Raw genomic sequence first — 18583 nt, forward strand, 5'->3', positions numbered from 1 at the left:
AGTGGAAAACCTCGCTTTTCCACTGGCCGTCCTTTAAGGTGTTGAGTGTCTGAACCGCAGGGACACAGACCGTGCCGCCATCACATATTTCCGGACACAACAGCTCAGGGCAGCTTTTTCATCTGCCCATCCGTGCGCGAATGCTCGCCGTCACCGAAGCTGCCGCTTATCTGGGACTGTCACTCCGTCGACTAAGACTGCTTTCCATGCTTGGAGCAGGCCCAGAGCGCGGTCATATGCCGAATGGGAAGCCCGCATACCGCCGGGAAGACCTCGAAAACTATCTCGTCCAGCTTTATGGCAAAGCCGATATTTCCGGCACTGAAATGGCTCGTCGTCGGGCCGAATACGCCAATCAGCGTAATTCCACACTCGAGCGACTGCAGACAGACCCCAAGGCTCCTCTTCCCCCACCGGACCCCTTCATGATGATGGCCACGAATGGGGAAGTGTGCCAGCATATGGTGTTCTTCATCCTGAAGGTCATGGCCATTTTTGGCTTTATCCTTCTCTGCATTTCACCCACACCGCTCCTGCGTACCCACTTTAACTGAGTCGAAATCAGCCCTGTATGAAAGTTGCCGTTGTTGCCATCGTCCGCGATGAGGTCTCTGATATCCTCTGGTGGCTCGGCTGGTATGTCAGTCTTGGTGTGGATACCATCATCATCTTCGATGATGGTTCGAAAGATGGAACAGATCGCGTTATTACAGACGCAGCCTGTGTGCATGATATCCGCCTCTACCGCATCGATAGTGATGGCGGCTCTCATATAGAAAGACAGAAACAGGTCTATCTTGAAGCCTTGGAACACCTCAAAGGTGAGTTTGACTGGGTCGGCTTTCTGGATGCGGATGAGTATGTATTTTTCCCGAGCCACAAGACCATTCATCAGTTCCTGAGCGAGATGGACGATGATGTTGGTGCGGTTGGAATCAACTGGTGCAATTACGGCAGTTCAGGCCATGTCATCAAACCACGTGCTCCGGCCTTTCATGCCTTCACGCATCACTACAAACCTGAGATCTACATAAACCGTCACGTCAAATCCTTTGTCCGCCCCGATCGATGGAGTGGCGAATGGTGCAATGTTCATTATTTCGACGTTGCCCCTTATCGCTACGTCAACGACGCCAGACAGGACATTGAGTGGTCTGACACACTAGGCATCACGGACCGCATTCCAGAATGGAAAAATGCGAAAGTCATGCATTACCAGCTCAGAAGCATGGAGCATTACGTAGAGCGCACAAAACGCCGCAAAGACGTTCAGTATGGTATGCAGGCCTTCACAGAGGCAGATTATAACGACCTCTATGATCCAACGCCTCAACGTAAAACAGACATTATCCGCGAATGGGCTCGCAATGTCGTTCGCCAAGGCCGTGCAGGAATTCTTGATGCTCTTCCGGACACTGAACGCTTAGCCCCGCTCCCTCCCGCGACACCCACACTGCATGCATTTACACTGATGCCCTTGGGCGGTGGTCATATCTGCGTCCGTGACACCAAGGCGTCAGTTACCGACCAAGCGTCAACAGACCCTTTGCTTCTCGCGATAAGAATTGGGGAAGCGACCTCCCGCGTTTTTCTGGCCGCCATTGGTGCTGATGGCAATCCAGCTCCAGTCAACCTGGACGGCAATCTGCATCTGCTCGATTTTTTGCCTTATGACGTCGTGCCTACAACAGAGGCAGGATCTGTGGCCCTGCGCCAGGCAGACTGTAATCTTTTCCTGAGTGCGACCCCGCATGTTCTGGGTGGGCAGGTCACGTCGGATCGGCGCGAGGTCAAGGAATGGGAGTTGTTCCAACTCTGCCCCCTTGAGGACGAAACCGCTGCAAATGCCATTCTAACCGGCCCTACACTCAGCTTCGCAAGACTTGCCCTGTCTCAGCCGGTTTCTCTTGCTGCCATCAGTTTTCTGTCCAAAGAGAATTTGCGACTGACAGTTTCTGTGCTGCCTCTACTAATGGACTTTCTGGATGATACGGAACGTCAGATGCTGGAAGCCAAACTCCCAGCCTGACAGAAGTTCTCAGTCTGGAAAGCCTGACAGCACGACCTTCCCAATTCCCTTCCCGCTTTCCAGAAGTTCATGCGCCAGACGTAGGTTTTCCAGCGTGATAGGACCCAGCGTCTGATGCAGCGTGGTTCGGAGTAATCCTGCATCGACCAGCGACGCAATCTGCCCAAGAATTCGCCCCTGCACAGCCATGTCTGGCGTATTGAAGGCTGGACGCGCGAACATATATTCCCAGTGGACGGAAAGCGATTTTCGCTTGAAGGGCATGATATCAAATTCACCCGGATCGTCGATCATGGCCAGCGCACCCTGCGGGGCCAGCGCGCGAACAATCGCATCCTTGTGCTGCCCAGTCGCAGTTAGACCGGCCACATACCGTACATGTGGAAGACCAATCCGGGCAAGTTCCTGATCGAGCGGACGACGGTGATCAATGACATGATGCGCCCCCATGGATTTGCACCATTCCACGGTCTCCGGCCGGGATGCTGTCGCAATGACCTTCAAGCCGGTCAGACGACGAGCAATCTGCGTCAGAATTGACCCGACACCTCCAGCGCCGCCAACAATCAGAAGCGCATCCGGGCTTTCCATTTGCCCGGCCGTGAGGCCCAGACGGTCGAACAGCAACTCCCACGCCGTTAAAGCGGTTAGAGGCAAAGCGGCCGCTTCGACATCCGTCAGGCTTTCCGGGGCACATGCAACGAGGCGCTCATCAACCGCCTGAAAGCGGGCATTACTGCCCTGACGAAGATTGCTGCCAGCGTAGAAGACCCGATCGCCAGCACGAAACCCGCGAACCTGACCACCCGTTGCCACAACCCGCCCCACGGCATCGTAACCCAGAACGCGTGCTTCTCCTTCAGGGGGAGCGACAGACCGGAGTTTTGTATCAACCGGGTTCACGGAAACAGCCGAAATTTCAACGATAACATCCCGTGGGCCCGGCTCAGGGGTCGGAATATTCAATTCCACGAGCGCATCTGTTTCTTCGATGCGGGTCGCACGGGTGTGTCCGAAAGCTTTCATGACGGGCTCCGCAAGGTACTCAGGAATTACGATCCATCAGCATGCTTGTCACAGCTGATTTGAAGGGAAGAAGGCGGTTAGCAACGGCCAGACCCAACTTTCTGGCAGCCAGAAATGGCGTCTCATCACGCGTATAAACTGTCGCGATCGCATTGGTTGCAGCAAACAGGGGCGCCGTCGCCATACGATGCGTCCGGGCGAACTTTGACAGTACGCTAGGGGACCCCGCGTCTCCAGGCCCATCGGCGATGGCACGCGCGAGCGTTTCCTGTCCTTTAAGACCCAGATTGAAGCCATGGGCCGTAATAGGATGCATCCCCACGGCAGCATCCCCGATCAAGGCAAAACGCGGCGCATGAAAGCGATGAGCATAGACCGCTTTCAGGGGATAGGAACACCGGAGGCTCTCCAGCTCCATTGGACCCATACGTCCCTGCGTCCGCTCCGTGATCTCGGCGTTGAATGCGTCGGCGTCGAGCGTCTTCAGTCGCGCAATTTCATCGTTTTCCAAGGTTAGAACGAGCGAGGACGAAGCCCCTTCACGTCCGTCAGGAGCGATTGGCAAAAGGGCAATTGTCTGTCCCTCGTCAAACCACTGAAGCGCGGTATGAGCATGGCTTTCCGGATGATGCATCCGACAGACCAAAATGCTCCGGCCAAAATCATGAATGATTGCACCGATGCCCGCATTGTCGCGCAATCGCGAGAAGCGTCCATCTGCTCCGACCAGAAGATCAGCAGTCAGTTCCGTACCATCTGTCAGTGTTACAGAGGCGGACTGCGCATTGTGTCGTGCCGTCTCAATCCCTTCCCCGGCGCGGATTTCGAGGCCCGGTGTCCGCTCTGCCACACGGTACAGAGCCCGGCGAATCAGATGATTGGCGACAAGATATCCAAGTGCGTCAGGGCCATCGGCTGGCGCATCGAACAGAAGCGGTGGACTACCTGCCGCACCTGTTTCAATGCGCGCTGTGTGCATAGGGCAAATGGATGTTGCTGGGATTTCAGCCCATGCTCCCGCATCTTTCAGCCAGTTCGCGGCGTGATGCGTCAGAGCAATTTCTCGCCCGTCAAAAGGTGGATCAGCCAGCACAGATACTGGCGAGCGCTCAATGACACAAACCCTGCGTCCATCCCGGGCAAGAGAAATGCCACAAGCCAGACCAACCGGGCCGCCACCCGCAACAATCACATCATACCGCATTCTGTTCAGCCTGCGTCTGCATCAAATGTAATGGGCTCGCCTTTCCAGACCGCCATATACTCTTCGATGTCCGGGCGCTTGCGCCCCTCGACCGGCTTTTCCGGCGTTCCGACGAACAGGAAGCCTGCAAGACGATGCGGATCTTTCAACCCAAGCGATTCGAGAAGCGCGCGGTCTTCGCAGAAAGGTCCTGTGACCCAAACCCCGCCAAAGCCTTCGGCGTGCAAAGCGTTAAGAACATTCATCGCACCCGCAGCCACGGACATTTCCTGCTCGATGACCGGGATCTTGCCGTCAGGGACAATATGCATCCCCAGTGCAATAATCATGGGCATATTGGAGAAACGATCCCGGCGCTTTTCCTTCTTGGCAGAGGGGGCATCAGGCTCCTGCCGTTCCATGGCTTCCAGCACTACCTGAGCAAAGGCCTCCCGATGCTTTCCTTTAATGACCGTGTAGCGCCACGGTCGCATCCGGCCATGATCCGGCGCTCGCAAACCTGCAGACAGAATATTGCGAAGCTGCTCGCCCTTGGGGGTCGGCTCAACGAGGTTATCGGTCGAGGCGCGGGAGAGAAGAAAGTCGAGGGAGGAGTGATGATGTGCCATGGCCCAGATATGGCGCGATCAGCCGCATCCGCCAAGGGGGCGACAGAGTCTCGCCCCAACTCTTGAAGACAGGTGACAGTCTTCTCGTTCTGCGGCACTCTAGGGGCCTTCTTTTTCATCCTTTATCTCAGGGACAGCGTGGAAATAACCCTCCCGCTGGTGTAGCAGAATCACCATGACCGAACCCCGTCACGCCCGTCTGCACCGCGCGACAAGCGAAACCGATATCACCCTTGCCCTGTCTCTTGATGGGCAGGGACGCTCAACCGTGGACAGTGGCATCGGCTTTTTCGACCATATGCTGACGGCACTCGCCAAACATGGTGGCTTCGATCTGGAATTGCTCGCCAAGGGTGATCTGCACATTGACGGGCACCACACGGTCGAGGACGTCGGCATCGTGTTCGGGCAGGCTTTCCGTCAGGCAATCGGGGACAAGCGCGGCATCGAGCGTTTCGGCCATGCACTGGTGCCACTGGACGAAGCCCTGTGCGAAGCCGTGGTGGATATTTCCGGCCGCCCCTATCTGGCGTGGAACGTGGTTTTCCCACGCGAGAAGATCGGCACGATGGATACCGAACTTTTTGAAGAATTCTTCCGTGCTTTTGCAATGTCTGCGCACATCGCGCTGCACCTGACCTGCAAGGCAGGAACGAACGCTCACCATATTGCAGAAAGCGGCTTTAAGGCAGTGGCCCGGGCCCTGCGCGTTGCCGTCTCGATGGACCCCCGTGCGGCGGGCGCCATTCCCTCCACCAAAGGCGTCCTGTGAAGCTTTTCACGCCCTGTACGGACCCTGCCTCATCGCGGCCGCTAGGTCTGCCTGTCATGGTGCAGAACGGTTTTTCCTGGCGTGTCATGTTTTTCGGATGGCTGGGCCTTCTCACTTATGGTGCCTGGATCTCCGGACTTCTTGCCGCAGCAGCGTCCATCCTGCTGCATGTCTTTATTGCTTCACGCTGGGACATGGCGATTATCGTAGGCATTCATGCGCTCCTTGCCACGTTCACGGCAGAAATCCGTCTGTGGGAAATGCGCCTTAATGGCCGCCAGATGGGCCTGCCAATCCCTGCCCCAAGCAAGGACATTGCGCTGATCCGCTGGGCGGACCGGCACACATCACCTGTTAGCCCCCCGGAGTTCCCATGCGCGTCGTCGTAATTGACTATAATGGTGGCAATCTTGCGTCGGCCGCTCAGGCCGCCAAAAAGGCTGCGGCATTGCGTGGACTTGACGCAGACGTCACCATTACGCGCGATGCGGAAGCCATCCTGAATGCCGATCGCCTGATTCTGCCAGGTCAGGGGGCGTTTGCAGATTGTGCCGCAGGCCTTGGGCCGGATCTTCGCAATATTCTTGAGACTGCAACGGCTAAAGGCACGCCTTTCCTTGGCATCTGCGTTGGCATGCAGCTCATGAGTGAATATGGCCTGGAGCATGGCCGTACCGAAGGACTGGGCTGGATTTCAGGCAATATCCGCCGCATGGATGAAGCCGCCAACGCAGGTCTGCGCCTGCCCCACATGGGCTGGAATACTCTTGATTTCAAACCGGGCGCACATTTGCTGACGCAGGGCCTGGAGCCCGGAATGCACGGTTATTTTGTTCATTCCTATGCCCTGCATGATGGCCATGAAGACGAACTGGTTGCGACTGCACAGTACGGAAATTCGGTCCCCGCCATTGTTGCGCGCGGCAACCGGTGCGGAACACAGTTCCACGTCGAGAAAAGCCAGACTGTTGGCCTGACCATCATGGGCAACTTCCTGAGGTGGACGTCATGACCGTCGTTTGCGAACGGGTCGTCTCTTCCCTCTCCCCTGATGATATGGAAGCGCTCTGCGAAGCTGCAACCGCGGGTATCCTGGATGGTGGCGGCTTTGGCTGGCTCCAGCCGCCCGGAAATCAGGCTCTGGAGCGTTATTTCGAAGGCCTGCTGCTGGTGCAGGAGCGCAGCCTGTATGTTCTGCGCGAAGACGGCATCATTTGCGGTGCGGGACAGCTTGTGCGTCCGCCTTCAAGCTATGAAGCCCATGCCGCCACAGTCAATCTGACAGGCTTCTTTGTCGCACCCTACGCCCGAGGGCGAGGACTGGGGCGCGCTTTGATTCAGGCCATGATCCAAGGCGCAAAAGCCATGGGTAGCAAAGTTATCAACTGCGACGTGCGTGAAACGCATGCTGCTGCCATCGGGCTGTTCCGGTCGCTCGGTTTTGAGCACTGGGGCACCCATCCCTATTATGCACGGATCGGAGGCCAGACAGTGCGCGGACTTTTCTTCTCCAAACTACTCGCCGGTGAACATGAAGCAGCCCGCTGGCAGTCCAGCATTGCTGCACCGGATGCCGGCGGCGCGCCTGTTTCCCCCGAGACCACCAAAAGCCATCAGGGCCTGATGCTCTACCCCGCCATCGACCTGAAAGACGGCGCCTGCGTTCGGCTTCGCCGTGGCGAGATGGAAGATGCCACTCACTATTCCGACGACCCTGCGGCACAGGCCAAGCTGTTTGAAGAAGCAGGCTGCCGCCATCTGCACGTCGTTGACCTCAATGGTGCTTTCGCTGGCAAATCAACAAATGTGCCAGCCATTGAATCCATTGTGAAAGCTACTGGCCTGCCGGTGCAGCTTGGTGGCGGTATCCGCGATATGGCTGCCATTGAGCGCTGGCTGGAAGCCGGCGTTTCTCGCATCATTCTCGGTTCCGTGGCGGTAAAAGACCCGGAACTGGTCCGACAGGCCGCACGCGCCTTCCCGGGCCAGATTGTTGCTGGGATTGATGCCCGCCAAGGCCGCGTTGCAACAGAAGGCTGGGCAGAAGTTTCGGAACTTGAAGCCAACGATCTGGCACTCCGTATGGAAGATGCAGGCGTTGCCGCCATCATCTTCACGGAAATCACCCGCGACGGGATGCTGGCCGGGCTTGATCTCGAACAGACTGCAGACATGGCGCGCCGCCTCTCCATTCCCGTCATTGCGAGCGGTGGCGTCGGCACCCTCGATCATCTTCGGGACCTGCGCACTATTGCCCGCGATGTACCTGGCATTTCCGGCGCCATCGTCGGCCGGGCGCTGTATGATGGGCGTATTTCCCTCAAGGACGCCTTGGACGTACTCGGTTCATGCTGAAACTCCGCGTCATTCCCTGCCTTGACGTCAAGGATGGCCGCGTCGTCAAAGGGGTGAACTTCGTCTCCCTTCGTGATGCGGGTGATCCGGTGGAGCAGGCCAAGCTTTACGACGCTGCCGGTGCTGATGAGCTGACATTTTTGGACATCACGGCCAGCGTCGAAAACCGCGATACCATTCTGGATGTCGTCCGCCGCACGGCTGAAGCCATCTGCCTTCCCCTGACGGTCGGCGGTGGTGTTCGCACCTGCGAGGATATGCGACGCCTGCTTCTGGCTGGCGCTGATAAATGTGCCGTAAACTCGGCCGCGATCACACGCCCGGAACTGATCCGCGAAGCCTCGCAACGCTTTGGCAGCCAATGCGTGGTCGTGGCGATTGATGCGCGATCGAATAGTCGCGGTGGCTGGGAAGTCTATGCCAAGGGCGGCCGCGAACCCACTGGGCTGGACGCGGTGGTATGGGCCAAAAAGATGCAGGATCTGGGCGCAGGAGAAATCCTGCTCACCAGCATGGACCGTGATGGCACGAAGTCCGGTTTCGATCTGGATCTGCTCAGAGCGGTCTGTGGTACAGTGACCATCCCTGTTGTTGCATCCGGCGGCGTTGGCGAATTGCATCACTTTGTTGAAGGCGCCCAGGTTGGCGCAAGCGGCCTGTTAGCCGCCAGCGTCTTCCATTTCGGACAGTTCCGCGTTGGGGACGTCAAACAGGCACTGAATGAGGCCGGCCTTCCGGTCAGACTTGGAGAATAAGGCAATGGCAAAAGCAGCAAAGCCGGAAGAGCGCAAAACGACACCGGCCAGGGAGCACGTGCTGGAGCGCCTGTTCGAGACCGTTCAGTCCCGTCGCGGCACAGACCCGACGCTGAGCCATTCAGCGCGTCTGATGGCCCGTGGTCGCAACAAGATCGCCCAGAAATTTGGCGAAGAAGCTGTTGAATGCTTGATTGAAGCCGTCAACGGCAACCGCAAGGAACTCGTCGGAGAGAGCGCTGACGTTCTTTATCATCTCATCGTCATGTGGGTGGACGCAGGCGTCTCCCCTGACGATGTGTGGGCTGAACTGAAGCGTCGCGAAGGCACGAGCGGGATTGCCGAAAAAGCATCGCGCCCCAAGGAAAAGCTTGGTTAAGGGACAAAGCCATGACGTACGATCACAGTAATATCTTTGCGCGTATCCTCCGTAAGGAGATCCCCTCCCGCACGGTTTACGAAGACGACTACGCGCTGGCCTTTCACGACATCGCCCCGCAGGCACCTATCCATGTGCTGGTCATCCCCAAAGGGCCATATGTCTCCATTGCGGACTTCAGTGCGACAGCATCAGCCGATGCCATTACTGGCTTCTGGAGAGCGGTCGCAAAAGTGGCTGAAGCAGAGGGGCTGACGAAAGACGGTTTTCGCCTTATCAGCAACTCCGGCGCCAATTCAGGCCAAGAAGTTCCTCACTTCCACGTCCACCTTTTTGGCGGGGCAGCACTTGGGCCGCTGCTTTCACAAAAACTGTAAAATAGTACTTGCAAACCCAGAGGGCCTCTTCTATTAACGCCCTCGCTCTGGTCCCATTCGTCTAGAGGCCTAGGACACTGCCCTCTCACGGCGGCAACAGGGGTTCGAATCCCCTATGGGACACCAGTTACCTTAAGTAACTGTATTTTACATAAAAAATCGTTTTCCCACTCTCGTATGCTAATTGGCATTACGTATCGGAGGCTACTTTCATGTATCTGATACACATCCCCATTTATTAAAAATTTCTGATTAGAATGACCGCACAAGCTCGCGCTTGTAGAAATGGCTTCGTCGTTAGTCAAAGTTGTCTGAGGATATTCGAGAGCGACTACCTCAAAAGACTGTCGGCATCAGGGATGAAATAACTGACCCCCCTGCCTCTCAAACACTTTTATTCAGAACGATCCCGCAGTCAGCCGCCCCTGAGCATACAGACACTGCCATGCGCTCGAAACCCTGCCAACAGAGCTAAAGGAACGGCAGGTTATCAACCACGAGGGGGCAGTCACATCCTTCTCCATAGCACCGTAGTCCGTGCCCATTCACAGGCCACGGGGACAACGAGGGTGGGCTCATTCGGAAGCTTTTGGTCGATCACGCGCGGTTTTACGAGCAAAATCCATGCCCGTGTGACTATCAGGGACGCCCTCTCGCCTTTGTCCTTACCGGCAGGCCCGGTCTAGGACTACAAAGCCACAAGGCACCCTGAAAAGTTGCTTGTCCCGCACCCCAACGCCATGCTGGCCGACCGGGACTATGACAGTGACAGCCTCCACCAGGATCTGCTGATCCACGGGACCTGCCGGCTATTCCCTCACGTAACAGTCGTAGCGCTCTCCAGCAAACAGACTGGCAGTGTTACCGCAACCATATCGAACGGATGTTCAACAAGCTCAAGCAGATGCGCCGTATCGCAACCCGCTACGACAACACCGACTTGTCCTTCATGAGTTTTCTCAACCTCACCGCCGCAAGGCTTCTGATCAGGTCCTTTCTCAACGTGACCTAGTCTTCTGTATCGTGGCCAAATGTTATGTTGCCGGAAAGCTACATTCTCTATCATACGGATAAAAACTCGTAGATTTTCAATGTTTTCCTAGAGCACACAATTGTGTTCCTGCGAGGCAGAAAGCTCACCAGAAATGTTCGCTATACATTTGAAGGCTCAAACCAGGCAGAGAACTCCCCGTAAACCTGAGAGGCCGTGCGAGAAGAGCACGCCCCTCACTTCAAAGCTCAAACATTACTATGCGTGTCTTGAGAACATCGATATGATCGCATAGATCAACTAGTTCTGTTTTCCGAAAACACGAGGGAATTCAGCACAGAAAACAAGGGTTTCAGGGGAATTCTGCCGAGTGTCATTGAGGCTTTTCAGAAATGATTGGCTGGAACGGCTCACATATATGCCGTTGTCAGTTTTCGTCCCCGTATGGGTCGTCATCTTTTCCCTTGTCTGCATGGACTGCATGCCGATGGCGCCGGTCCCATTTGTGGCACTTTTCCTTGCGGGCCTTATCTTCTGGTCTTTTTTTGAATATATCGGACACCGCTTCCTCTTCCATCTCAACCTTTCTCATGAAATCGGCCAACGGTTCATCTTCCTGATCCATGGCAATCATCATGAAGAGCCTGGAGAGAAGCTCCGCAACATGATGCCCCTCTCCGTTACTTTGCCACTCGGTGGTTTGCTTTGGGGCTTGGCGCATGTTTTAGGCGGCCATAAGGGCACAACATTTTTTCTGGGCTTTCTCGCTGGCTACATAGCCTACGATCTTGTTCATTATGCCTGCCATCAATATCGCCCAAAACGCGGTATCCTGCGAAAGCTTCGTCGCCATCACCTCATCCATCATTACGCTGCACCGGAAAAGAATTTCGCTGTCAGCAATGATATTTGGGACCGTGTTTTCCACACAAGACCGGACGTTCTTCCTGAAGCCTATGCGGATCGGACTTGATACCCGTAATACGGGCCGCTCCGGAGGCACGGGTGTTGCAACATACGCCGCAACTTTGGGAGAAGCCTACAGCGATGTAGGCATCAGCCCGGCATGGCTGCACGACGATATGGCTAACCATACTCGTCCTCATAGTTTTCCCAGAAAAATTAAACGTTTTTTCCAGAGTGCCCACTCCACTCATCACGTTCAACCGACTTCTGACGGTTATGTGGGCCATGACCTTTATCGTGCCGCTGAAATAAGAGACCGCACGTTTCACACCCCCATTTCCATAAAAGCAGATACACCGCCGGACCTGATGCACTGGACCTATCCAGTTCCCATGCGATGGCACGGTATTCCTAATGTCGTGACGATCCACGACATTATTCCACTGCTTCATCCAGAATTTAGCGACACGCCGACCAAGCGACTCCATAGACGCCTGAAATTTTGGTGCGACAATGCAGATGCTATCGTCACCGTTTCAGAAGCAGTCAGGCAAGATCTGATCAGCTTCTTCGAATTACCTCCCCAAAAAGTCAGCATGCTTTCCCAATCTGTTTCTTTTGCGACAGACCTCATGGAGGCGTCTCTGACTGTCGAAGCTCCTTGTCCGAAAAATGGATTTCTCTACTTCGGAACGATTGAACGTCGCAAAAACATTGGACGCCTGATCAAGGCACATGGCCGTTCAGGAACGATGCGCCCGTTAATCCTGATCGGAGGTTTAGGGTTTGGAGGAGCCGAAGAACTTCAAGCTCTTGCGCACCACCCGACTCCCGAGCGTGTTCACATCCTTCCCTGGTGCAGTAGACCGGCCTTGGTCCGCGCGATCAGAGAAGCACGATGTGTCACCTTCCCTTCATTGGCGGAAGGGTTCGGCCTGCCCATTTTGGAAGCTATGGCGTTAGGCACGCCAGTTTTAACCAGCTTTGGGCATGCGACAGAGGAAATTGCCGGGACTGCGGCATTTCTGGTGGACAGTACAAGTACAGAAGCGTTGACCGAAGGCCTTACAAAACTCGATTATGACGATGCCCTCTCCCTGGAACTCTCATCGTCAGGCCAGGAACGCGCACAGGCGTTTGCTATCGACCCATACGTGCTGCGCATGAAAAATTTTTATCAACGATTACTGACCGGATGATGCTTTTTGTCGAACGAAAATGTTCGGTAAGATCATGCGCAGATAACTGTCGGTTCCTTAATTTCATCGCAATCAAAATCGAGATCAGGTTTGGCATCCTCACACCTGATTATTTTATCTGCTCCAGTGCCTGAGCCACGCTCTCGTCCCAGGAAAGAGCGGAAAAATTTTCGGTCTGCAAAGTATGTTTCTGTCGGTCCGATCCCAGAGCAGCATAGCGCATGATTGCATCCATCCATGCTGGACCGTCCAGAGGATCGAGATAACGAGCTGCCTCTCCGCCAACTTCTCGCAAAACTGGGATATCGGCACAGAGAGCAGGCACTCCCAGCGACAAGGCTTCTGCAAGCGGCAAACCGAAGCCCTCGACAAAAGAGGGGAACAATAACCCTGAACTGCCCTTCAACAGAGTTTGCACCTCTGTATCAGCCAGAGACTGACACTCAATGACGTGCCCTTTGAGAGCAGGCGCACGATCCAGAAGATCGAGAATATTCTCATTCTCCCAACCACGCTTTCCTACAATTACCATCACAGGCGCTGAAGACGGGTCCCGCTCTACAAGACGACGCCAGACATTTAGCAAAAGAAGATGGTTCTTACGGGGCTCAATGGTGCCCAAGCAAACAAAGTAGGGACGTCCCGCCAACTGAGTACGCAGTGAGGCATTCAGTTCCGCATGATGTGAAAGCTGGTGAGGAGCATCTACGCCATGAGGAACAGCATAAACAGGAATATTAGCTGACTTTGCAGCCAGATGCCGGCAAACGGATTCCCTCACATAATGCGACGGTACAATAATGGCGTCTACATAGCGCGCGACCGTTTCAAGGCGGACTTCGTGACGAGCGGGCTCTCTTGGACGGGAATATTCCGGATAGTCTATTGGAATGAGATCGTGAATCATCACGACAAAACGCGCGCCCGTTTGCCTCAGAAAGGCATCCACCACCCTGGGACGCGTCAGATGATGATGGGAAACGTTGAGGTACACCGTTCCAGGCTGCAATGCCCGAGGTCTGCGCCAGAACAGGCCACGATTAATCACACCGCGCAACGGTGCGGCCGGTCGACCAGACACGGACTGCCCCCACTGGACTTCCAGCGCCTTTATGAACCGCCTCGCCACTGTGCCGTCAATCATGCCCATCACACCGATGGGATGCATGGCACAAAACCGCGTTTGTTCGGGCGCATGGGACAGCAAATATCGCGCATAGGCCAGTTCGACCCGATCAATACCTGTTGGTACATTTGCGCTCGAACGGGAAAGAAGGCGTGAAATATCCAGCAGAAACGGAGTTATTGCCTTATCTTTCACTCAGGCGCCCCTACTGCGTCCGCTACCTTTTCTGAAAGGCGCAACAACGGACGGCTCATCCCATGCCAGAATTCATGTCCCTCTTCGGTCGCCCTGGTCTGAAAAAGTTGAGGCGAGTGTCTTTCGAATTTCGCTACGACACCCCGGACAAGCTTGGACATGGCTTCGTCTGAGAAAAAACCACCAGCAACGAGACAGTATTCGACCAGCACACGCCTGAAAGCTGCAAAAAGCTCCATATCCGGCTTTTCTGGTTTCTTCCAGAATGCGTCGAGCGTTCCTTCATATGTAATGCCGGCAATATTGTAGATGGCCTGCCCCAGCGTAATAACTGGAATGCCTTCTGCCAAAGCCAGTGTACCGGTCGTACTATTGATGGTGATGACCCCTTCGGCCCTCTTTACCAGCAATGCAATATCACCGCCTTCGATGAAGCCAATGCGTCCGAGCACACCATGCCGACGACCAGAACACGCAATGATGTGACGCCAATCGCGCAGGCCGTTATCCAGTGGATGCTGCTTGATGATAAGCCGCATATTTTCTGGAGCGTGGGTAGCAAAGGAGGAAATGACGTATTCGATCGCATCCTGCATGCCGTTAAAATCTGAATGAAGACGGACCTGCGCGTCAGCATCCAGTTGAAGAGGAAAGAGCATATAAGGAGCCCTGCAGGCCTCAAGCCGGGCCAGGACTTTCTTTGTACGTTCCGCAACAGCCTTGCGACGGGAAAACCGTCTCAGCCAGCCTACCCCCTCGACCAGAGGGTGCCAGGGGCGATGGTTTGTCCAGTGAGGGAAATACCAACGGAGCAGAAGATCGGCAGTATTGTAAGCAATACCTTCTGCTGCACGCCGCTGAAAAGAGGACGGAACAGGACTATGGGGAACCTGGGGAGGAAGTAATTTTTCTTCCACACGATAGTACTCAGGATCCCGCGGCAGACGTGAGTGACCATTCACGCCCCCGAGTTCAAGGGTCACCCAATCGGGCCTGAGATAACCTTCTTCAAAGACATGCATCGGAACCTGAAGGTCTTCACAAACCTTCGCTGCAACCATGTGATGCAGCCGACAGTCCCCAAAAATTACGACATCCGTGATTTCACGGCGCACTATGAAGTGACGTAGAAATTCGGGCCAGTCTTCAAGACTTCCACGATAGTCCACACCCCCGGGAAGGCGCCAGAAGAGCTTGTCTCCGCCATTGAAGTTAATTTTGGAAACCTTGTAACCATCCGCCAGGAGAGCCTCTCCAACGCGCTCAAAGAACGGCCCCATCAATCCCTGCAGAAACAGAAAATGCCGTGTGGTCAGAGGTTTAAGATTTTCCTTGCCGAAGCGGCTATCGCCCGTTGCCTTCATTTCGGCCAGATCCTCATACGCATATACTGTCCGCGCCTACGTAGCCGACCCTGCCAGCGCCGTAAACGCACAGTGAAAGATGTAGTCCAGATTGTTGGATCAGAAAGTCTCTCGACAAGAACTTCAGGTCCACATGGCGTTTGGGTGACCGGATCCAAATAAAGCGGGTAAAGAATAAGCGCTCCTGCCACAAGATCTTCCAAAAGCAGGTTTCGCCCTCTCCTGCCCGTGCTGGGGGCAAGATCACATGTCAGCCCCCATCCCGCGTAGAACGGATTTCCATAGGTCGTAACTGCCCGTCCACGCAGCAAGGCTTCGAAACCTGCAAGCGATGTCATGGTGTGAACCTGATCCACCTGCGCAATCAGAGACACCATTGCGCCACCCCGTACAATCTCGTCTGCATATTGCAGGGCAATATCGTCTCTGACGCCGCCTGGGCGATGACCTGCGTCAACATCTGGATGGGGGCGGAAAACAATGTACGCATCAGGCATCCGGTCACGAACGTTACGGAGGAGGGAGAGGTTGTCGCTGACGTCCCCACAGCCCAACTGAATGGACAAATCATTACTGACCTGACCTGGCACCAGAATAACCGTCTTGCCTGCCGGTCGAGCGAGCAAGGAACCAACGTCAGCCGTACTCCCGTATTTGGAGACATTCCGCACGACGAGTGTGTCAATCAAATGGCGGGCACGCTCACGCAGCCTGTCATCAAAAGCCGTTCTCATCAGGATCTTTTCCAGATCGCTGGGTCGGGAAGGATCAAAATAGATACCCGACCGGTCGAGAACGATGGAACAGGGCGGCAAAAGATCACTGCCAAGCCCAACAGACCGCAGAAAGCCATCTTCAACCTGGCATATGCCGATGCCTTGAGCTTTTGCCTTCCGCTCCAGTCCCGACGGAATACGACTGGACCAGGCGGCGATTATTCCTTTCCTGCGCTGGGCTTCTTTTAACGCCCCGTACATCGACTTCCGGAAAAAGACCCGATTACGGCCGATATTGAAAAATTCTCGGATACGTTTGCGTTTCCACCACGCCATGCCAAGACAGACCGCCACATCTCTCGTGCGCTCCCATGCCCGGCGGTCGTCAGCCACGACCCTAACGGCTTCGCTGAAATCAATTGAGCGGCCATCGAAGGGACTGTGCCAGGAAACGGACTCTGTCAGCCACGTAAGCGCCATGGCTTCAGAAAATACCACCTCGCCTTCTGTGGGCGACCATAGCGTTACTGCCCGGCCATAGATTGCCCCCAGCAGCGCAGCATCATCCCGGCCAGCAGCCCAAACCTCTTCAACCTTCTCTACAACACTGTGGGGATCGACTTTCGACAAAACCTGCCCACCTGCGGCCCTGACCCTGTCAGCGTGATGCAGATGTGGAGACAGTACTACAACCGTACTCGCCTTTACCCGCGCCGTGACATGGCTCCATAAAGCCCATGCCAGATCCGGATCTGGCGGCAATGAGACAAGGATTTTGCGACCGGAAGACATTACTGCCGGGGGCAGCCAGAACGTTCCACCAATTCGGCCAGACCGAATGTCCTGCAAAAGAGAATCTGCTGAAAATGTAGGCGTCACACCGGCAAATGAAGAGATGCATCCCAGCTCGGAAGCTCGGCTTTCTTTCCTTGGCGGACGCCTGAGCAAGACTGAGTCAGTCGTAGAGCCTGTGCGTGATGGATGAAATCTCATAGATATGCTTTCTAACTGAAAGCCCGCGACATCCGGAAGCCGATTTCGAATTCATGATTTATCTTTTTTCTGCGTCGTTTCTGTGAAGAACTTTCTGCTCTCCCTTCTTTGTACGATCGTATTTTCGATCTTATTTGACAGATTTACTCGACCATCTCGCATTGGCTGGCGTGGATACGCAATCCATACCCTGATTATCTTAATTTTTTATGGTGCGGCACTTGCCCTGACGGGCGGCTTCTGGGTTGCCTGCGTTCTCACTGGAGCAATATTTCTTGCTGTCGTGATCGCTTCGAACATCAAATTTCGAGTGTTAGGTGAGCCATTAGTTTTTTCTGATCTCGCAGTAGCCGCTTCATTCTTGCGCTATCCGCGTTTTTACTTGGCGGCAATTCCCAGCTCCCTGAAGATCATCCTTCTTCCTGCGGTAATGATTGTGATTGGGTGCGTCATAGCCTTCTCGTCCATTACGCCAGCGCCTCACCTTGCAGGCTTGGCAGTCTCTTTGGGCGCCCTTTCGGTGGTTGGCACCAACTGGAAGCTTTATTGGCGCTCCGGCTTCATGCCCTGCCCCAATCTTCAGGCAGATATCACGCAATACGGCTTACTCTCCGTATTGATAGTCTACACACTAAGATGGCGCGCAACTCCATCTCCTGCTGCAGTGCCTCCGCTCCCGGCACTTAAGCCAGACCAAGACCCTGCTCCCTTTTTAATCATCATACAGTGTGAGTCATTTGCTGATCCCACAGATCTTGTCCCTGGGCATTTTCTTCCCCCTCTCCAAGCACTTGAGCGACTACAGAAAACGTCTGATGAATATGGAAGACTCTCCGTCAGCGGGTTCGGTGCTTATACGATGCGGACGGAGTATGCCGTGCTCTGCGGCCGCAGTGATAAGGACCTTGGGTTTCGTGCATTTGATCCTTTTCTGACAGCCGAGGATGAAAGAACATTTGGGCTGCCAAATCGACTTGCCGCGCTTTATGAAAAACGACTTTTTGTCCATCCTCATGATCTACGGTTTTACGGTCGCGACCGTCTGATGCCTGCATTGGGTTTCACGACGCTAGTCGGGCCTGATGATTTCAAGAACGCTGAAAAATCCGGGCCTTACATTAGCGACAAGGCGTTGGGCGACTATCTCCACAACCGCATACTAACAACTGATGAGGCGGAACTGATTTATGTCGTCACCATGGAAAATCATGGCCCTTGGGATGCAGGACGCCTGGATGCGACAGACCCGCTCGCAGCCTGGAATCACCACGCTCATAATGGTGACGCTTTATTGGAGAGCCTGAACCGTACCCTACAAGAATGTGGCCGTCCCGCACATCTGATCTTTTTTGGTGACCATCGCCCTTCAATCCCCGGATACGTTCACCCTGCCCCGGTACGATCAACACCCTTCATTTCTCTCACCTATAACATCGAAAAGGCAGCAGCCCCCGCAACCGCCTGCACGATAACGCCCGCAGAACTGCATGATGTTATTTTAAAAAAATTGTCCACAAATAAGAAATAAATATGAAGTTTAATAAGAAATATTCAACTATTTTTACTTGTTGATATATTAATTTTTATT

18 protein-coding genes and 1 tRNA gene are annotated in these 18583 nt (G+C 54.7%); 13 read left to right on the forward strand and 6 right to left on the reverse strand.

The features are described from left to right. Positions 1–71 precede the first annotated feature (71 nt). Positions 72–554 (forward strand): hypothetical protein, encoded by a 483-nt coding sequence (locus JN414_RS10295; protein WP_202207775.1) that lies wholly within the window; start codon positions 72–74, stop codon positions 552–554. Between the two features lie 17 nt (positions 555–571). Continuing rightward, positions 572–2029, forward strand: a complete 1458-nt coding sequence (locus JN414_RS10300; RefSeq protein ID WP_202207776.1) for a glycosyltransferase family 2 protein — start codon at positions 572–574, stop codon at positions 2027–2029. Between the two features lie 9 nt (positions 2030–2038). Here the strand turns inward: JN414_RS10300 and JN414_RS10305 are convergent, their stop codons facing one another. From JN414_RS10305 to JN414_RS10315, 3 genes are read right to left on the reverse strand one after another with little or no spacing between them, the layout of a single operon-like run. Then, positions 2039–3055 carry a zinc-binding alcohol dehydrogenase family protein gene (locus JN414_RS10305; RefSeq protein ID WP_202207777.1) on the reverse strand — a complete coding sequence of 339 codons (1017 nt, stop codon included), beginning with the start codon at positions 3053–3055 and terminating at the stop codon, positions 2039–2041. Positions 3056–3074: 19 nt separating this feature from the next. Continuing rightward, complete coding sequence (gene ubiM, locus JN414_RS10310; RefSeq protein ID WP_202207778.1) at positions 3075–4259, reverse strand: 5-demethoxyubiquinol-8 5-hydroxylase UbiM; 1185 nt, start codon at positions 4257–4259, stop codon at positions 3075–3077. A 5-nt stretch (positions 4260–4264) separates the two neighbouring features. After that, positions 4265–4867, reverse strand: coding sequence for a nitroreductase (locus tag JN414_RS10315; RefSeq protein WP_237389974.1), 603 nt, complete (start codon positions 4865–4867; stop codon positions 4265–4267). 175 nt (positions 4868–5042) lie between these two features. Here JN414_RS10315 and hisB point away from each other — a divergent pair, with 175 nt between their 5' ends. The 10 genes from hisB (at position 5043) to JN414_RS10370 (ending at position 12601) form a co-directional block, all read left to right on the forward strand. Next, the gene (gene hisB, locus JN414_RS10320; RefSeq protein ID WP_046901095.1) at positions 5043–5639 is read left to right on the forward strand and encodes an imidazoleglycerol-phosphate dehydratase HisB; all 597 of its coding nucleotides are present in this window, start codon (positions 5043–5045) and stop codon (positions 5637–5639) included. Between the two features lie 56 nt (positions 5640–5695). Next, the gene (locus JN414_RS10325; protein WP_237389975.1) at positions 5696–6028 is read left to right on the forward strand and encodes a hypothetical protein; all 333 of its coding nucleotides are present in this window, start codon (positions 5696–5698) and stop codon (positions 6026–6028) included. Further along, positions 6013–6651 carry an imidazole glycerol phosphate synthase subunit HisH gene (gene hisH / locus JN414_RS10330; protein WP_202207780.1) on the forward strand — a complete coding sequence of 213 codons (639 nt, stop codon included), beginning with the start codon at positions 6013–6015 and terminating at the stop codon, positions 6649–6651. The genes JN414_RS10325 and hisH overlap by 16 nt, the downstream gene beginning before the upstream one ends. Continuing rightward, entirely contained in the window at positions 6648–7994 is a 1347-nt protein-coding gene (gene hisA / locus JN414_RS10335; protein ID WP_202207781.1) for a 1-(5-phosphoribosyl)-5-[(5-phosphoribosylamino)methylideneamino]imidazole-4-carboxamide isomerase, read from the forward strand. The genes hisH and hisA overlap by 4 nt, the downstream gene beginning before the upstream one ends. Beyond that, the gene (gene hisF, locus JN414_RS10340) at positions 7988–8749 is read left to right on the forward strand and encodes an imidazole glycerol phosphate synthase subunit HisF (RefSeq protein ID WP_202207782.1); all 762 of its coding nucleotides are present in this window, start codon (positions 7988–7990) and stop codon (positions 8747–8749) included. The genes hisA and hisF overlap by 7 nt, the downstream gene beginning before the upstream one ends. A 4-nt stretch (positions 8750–8753) precedes the next feature. Continuing rightward, entirely contained in the window at positions 8754–9128 is a 375-nt protein-coding gene (locus JN414_RS10345) for a phosphoribosyl-ATP diphosphatase (RefSeq protein WP_046901090.1), read from the forward strand. Positions 9129–9139: 11 nt separating this feature from the next. Then, positions 9140–9505 carry a histidine triad nucleotide-binding protein gene (locus JN414_RS10350; RefSeq protein ID WP_202207783.1) on the forward strand — a complete coding sequence of 122 codons (366 nt, stop codon included), beginning with the start codon at positions 9140–9142 and terminating at the stop codon, positions 9503–9505. A 50-nt stretch (positions 9506–9555) separates the two neighbouring features. Beyond that, positions 9556–9631, forward strand: a tRNA-Glu gene (locus tag JN414_RS10355). Between the two features lie 1352 nt (positions 9632–10983). Continuing rightward, a complete protein-coding gene (locus tag JN414_RS17230; protein WP_202207784.1) occupies positions 10984–11469 on the forward strand; it encodes a sterol desaturase family protein in 486 nt (161 codons plus the stop codon). Then, positions 11453–12601: a glycosyltransferase family 1 protein gene (locus JN414_RS10370; protein WP_215768799.1), complete on the forward strand. Its 1149-nt coding sequence runs from the start codon at positions 11453–11455 to the stop codon at positions 12599–12601. The genes JN414_RS17230 and JN414_RS10370 overlap by 17 nt, the downstream gene beginning before the upstream one ends. 109 nt (positions 12602–12710) lie before the next feature. On the opposite strand, the gene JN414_RS10375 is transcribed toward JN414_RS10370, so the two are convergent. From JN414_RS10375 to JN414_RS10385, 3 genes are read right to left on the reverse strand one after another with little or no spacing between them, the layout of a single operon-like run. After that, complete coding sequence (locus tag JN414_RS10375) at positions 12711–13922, reverse strand: glycosyltransferase family 1 protein (protein WP_202207786.1); 1212 nt, start codon at positions 13920–13922, stop codon at positions 12711–12713. Then, the gene (locus tag JN414_RS10380) at positions 13919–15286 is read right to left on the reverse strand and encodes a capsule biosynthesis protein (RefSeq protein WP_202207787.1); all 1368 of its coding nucleotides are present in this window, start codon (positions 15284–15286) and stop codon (positions 13919–13921) included. Before JN414_RS10380 ends, JN414_RS10375 begins: the two co-directional genes overlap by 4 nt. Beyond that, a complete protein-coding gene (locus tag JN414_RS10385) occupies positions 15283–16851 on the reverse strand; it encodes a hypothetical protein (RefSeq protein ID WP_202207788.1) in 1569 nt (522 codons plus the stop codon). The genes JN414_RS10380 and JN414_RS10385 overlap by 4 nt, the downstream gene beginning before the upstream one ends. 226 nt (positions 16852–17077) lie before the next feature. On the opposite strand from JN414_RS10385, the gene JN414_RS10390 reads away from it, so the two are divergent. Then, the gene (locus JN414_RS10390; RefSeq protein WP_202207789.1) at positions 17078–18523 is read left to right on the forward strand and encodes an LTA synthase family protein; all 1446 of its coding nucleotides are present in this window, start codon (positions 17078–17080) and stop codon (positions 18521–18523) included. The last annotated feature ends 60 nt before the right edge of the window (positions 18524–18583 follow it).

It is taken from the genome of Gluconobacter sp. Gdi, assembly GCF_014132155.1.
In the GTDB taxonomy this organism is placed as follows: domain Bacteria; phylum Pseudomonadota; class Alphaproteobacteria; order Acetobacterales; family Acetobacteraceae; genus Gluconobacter.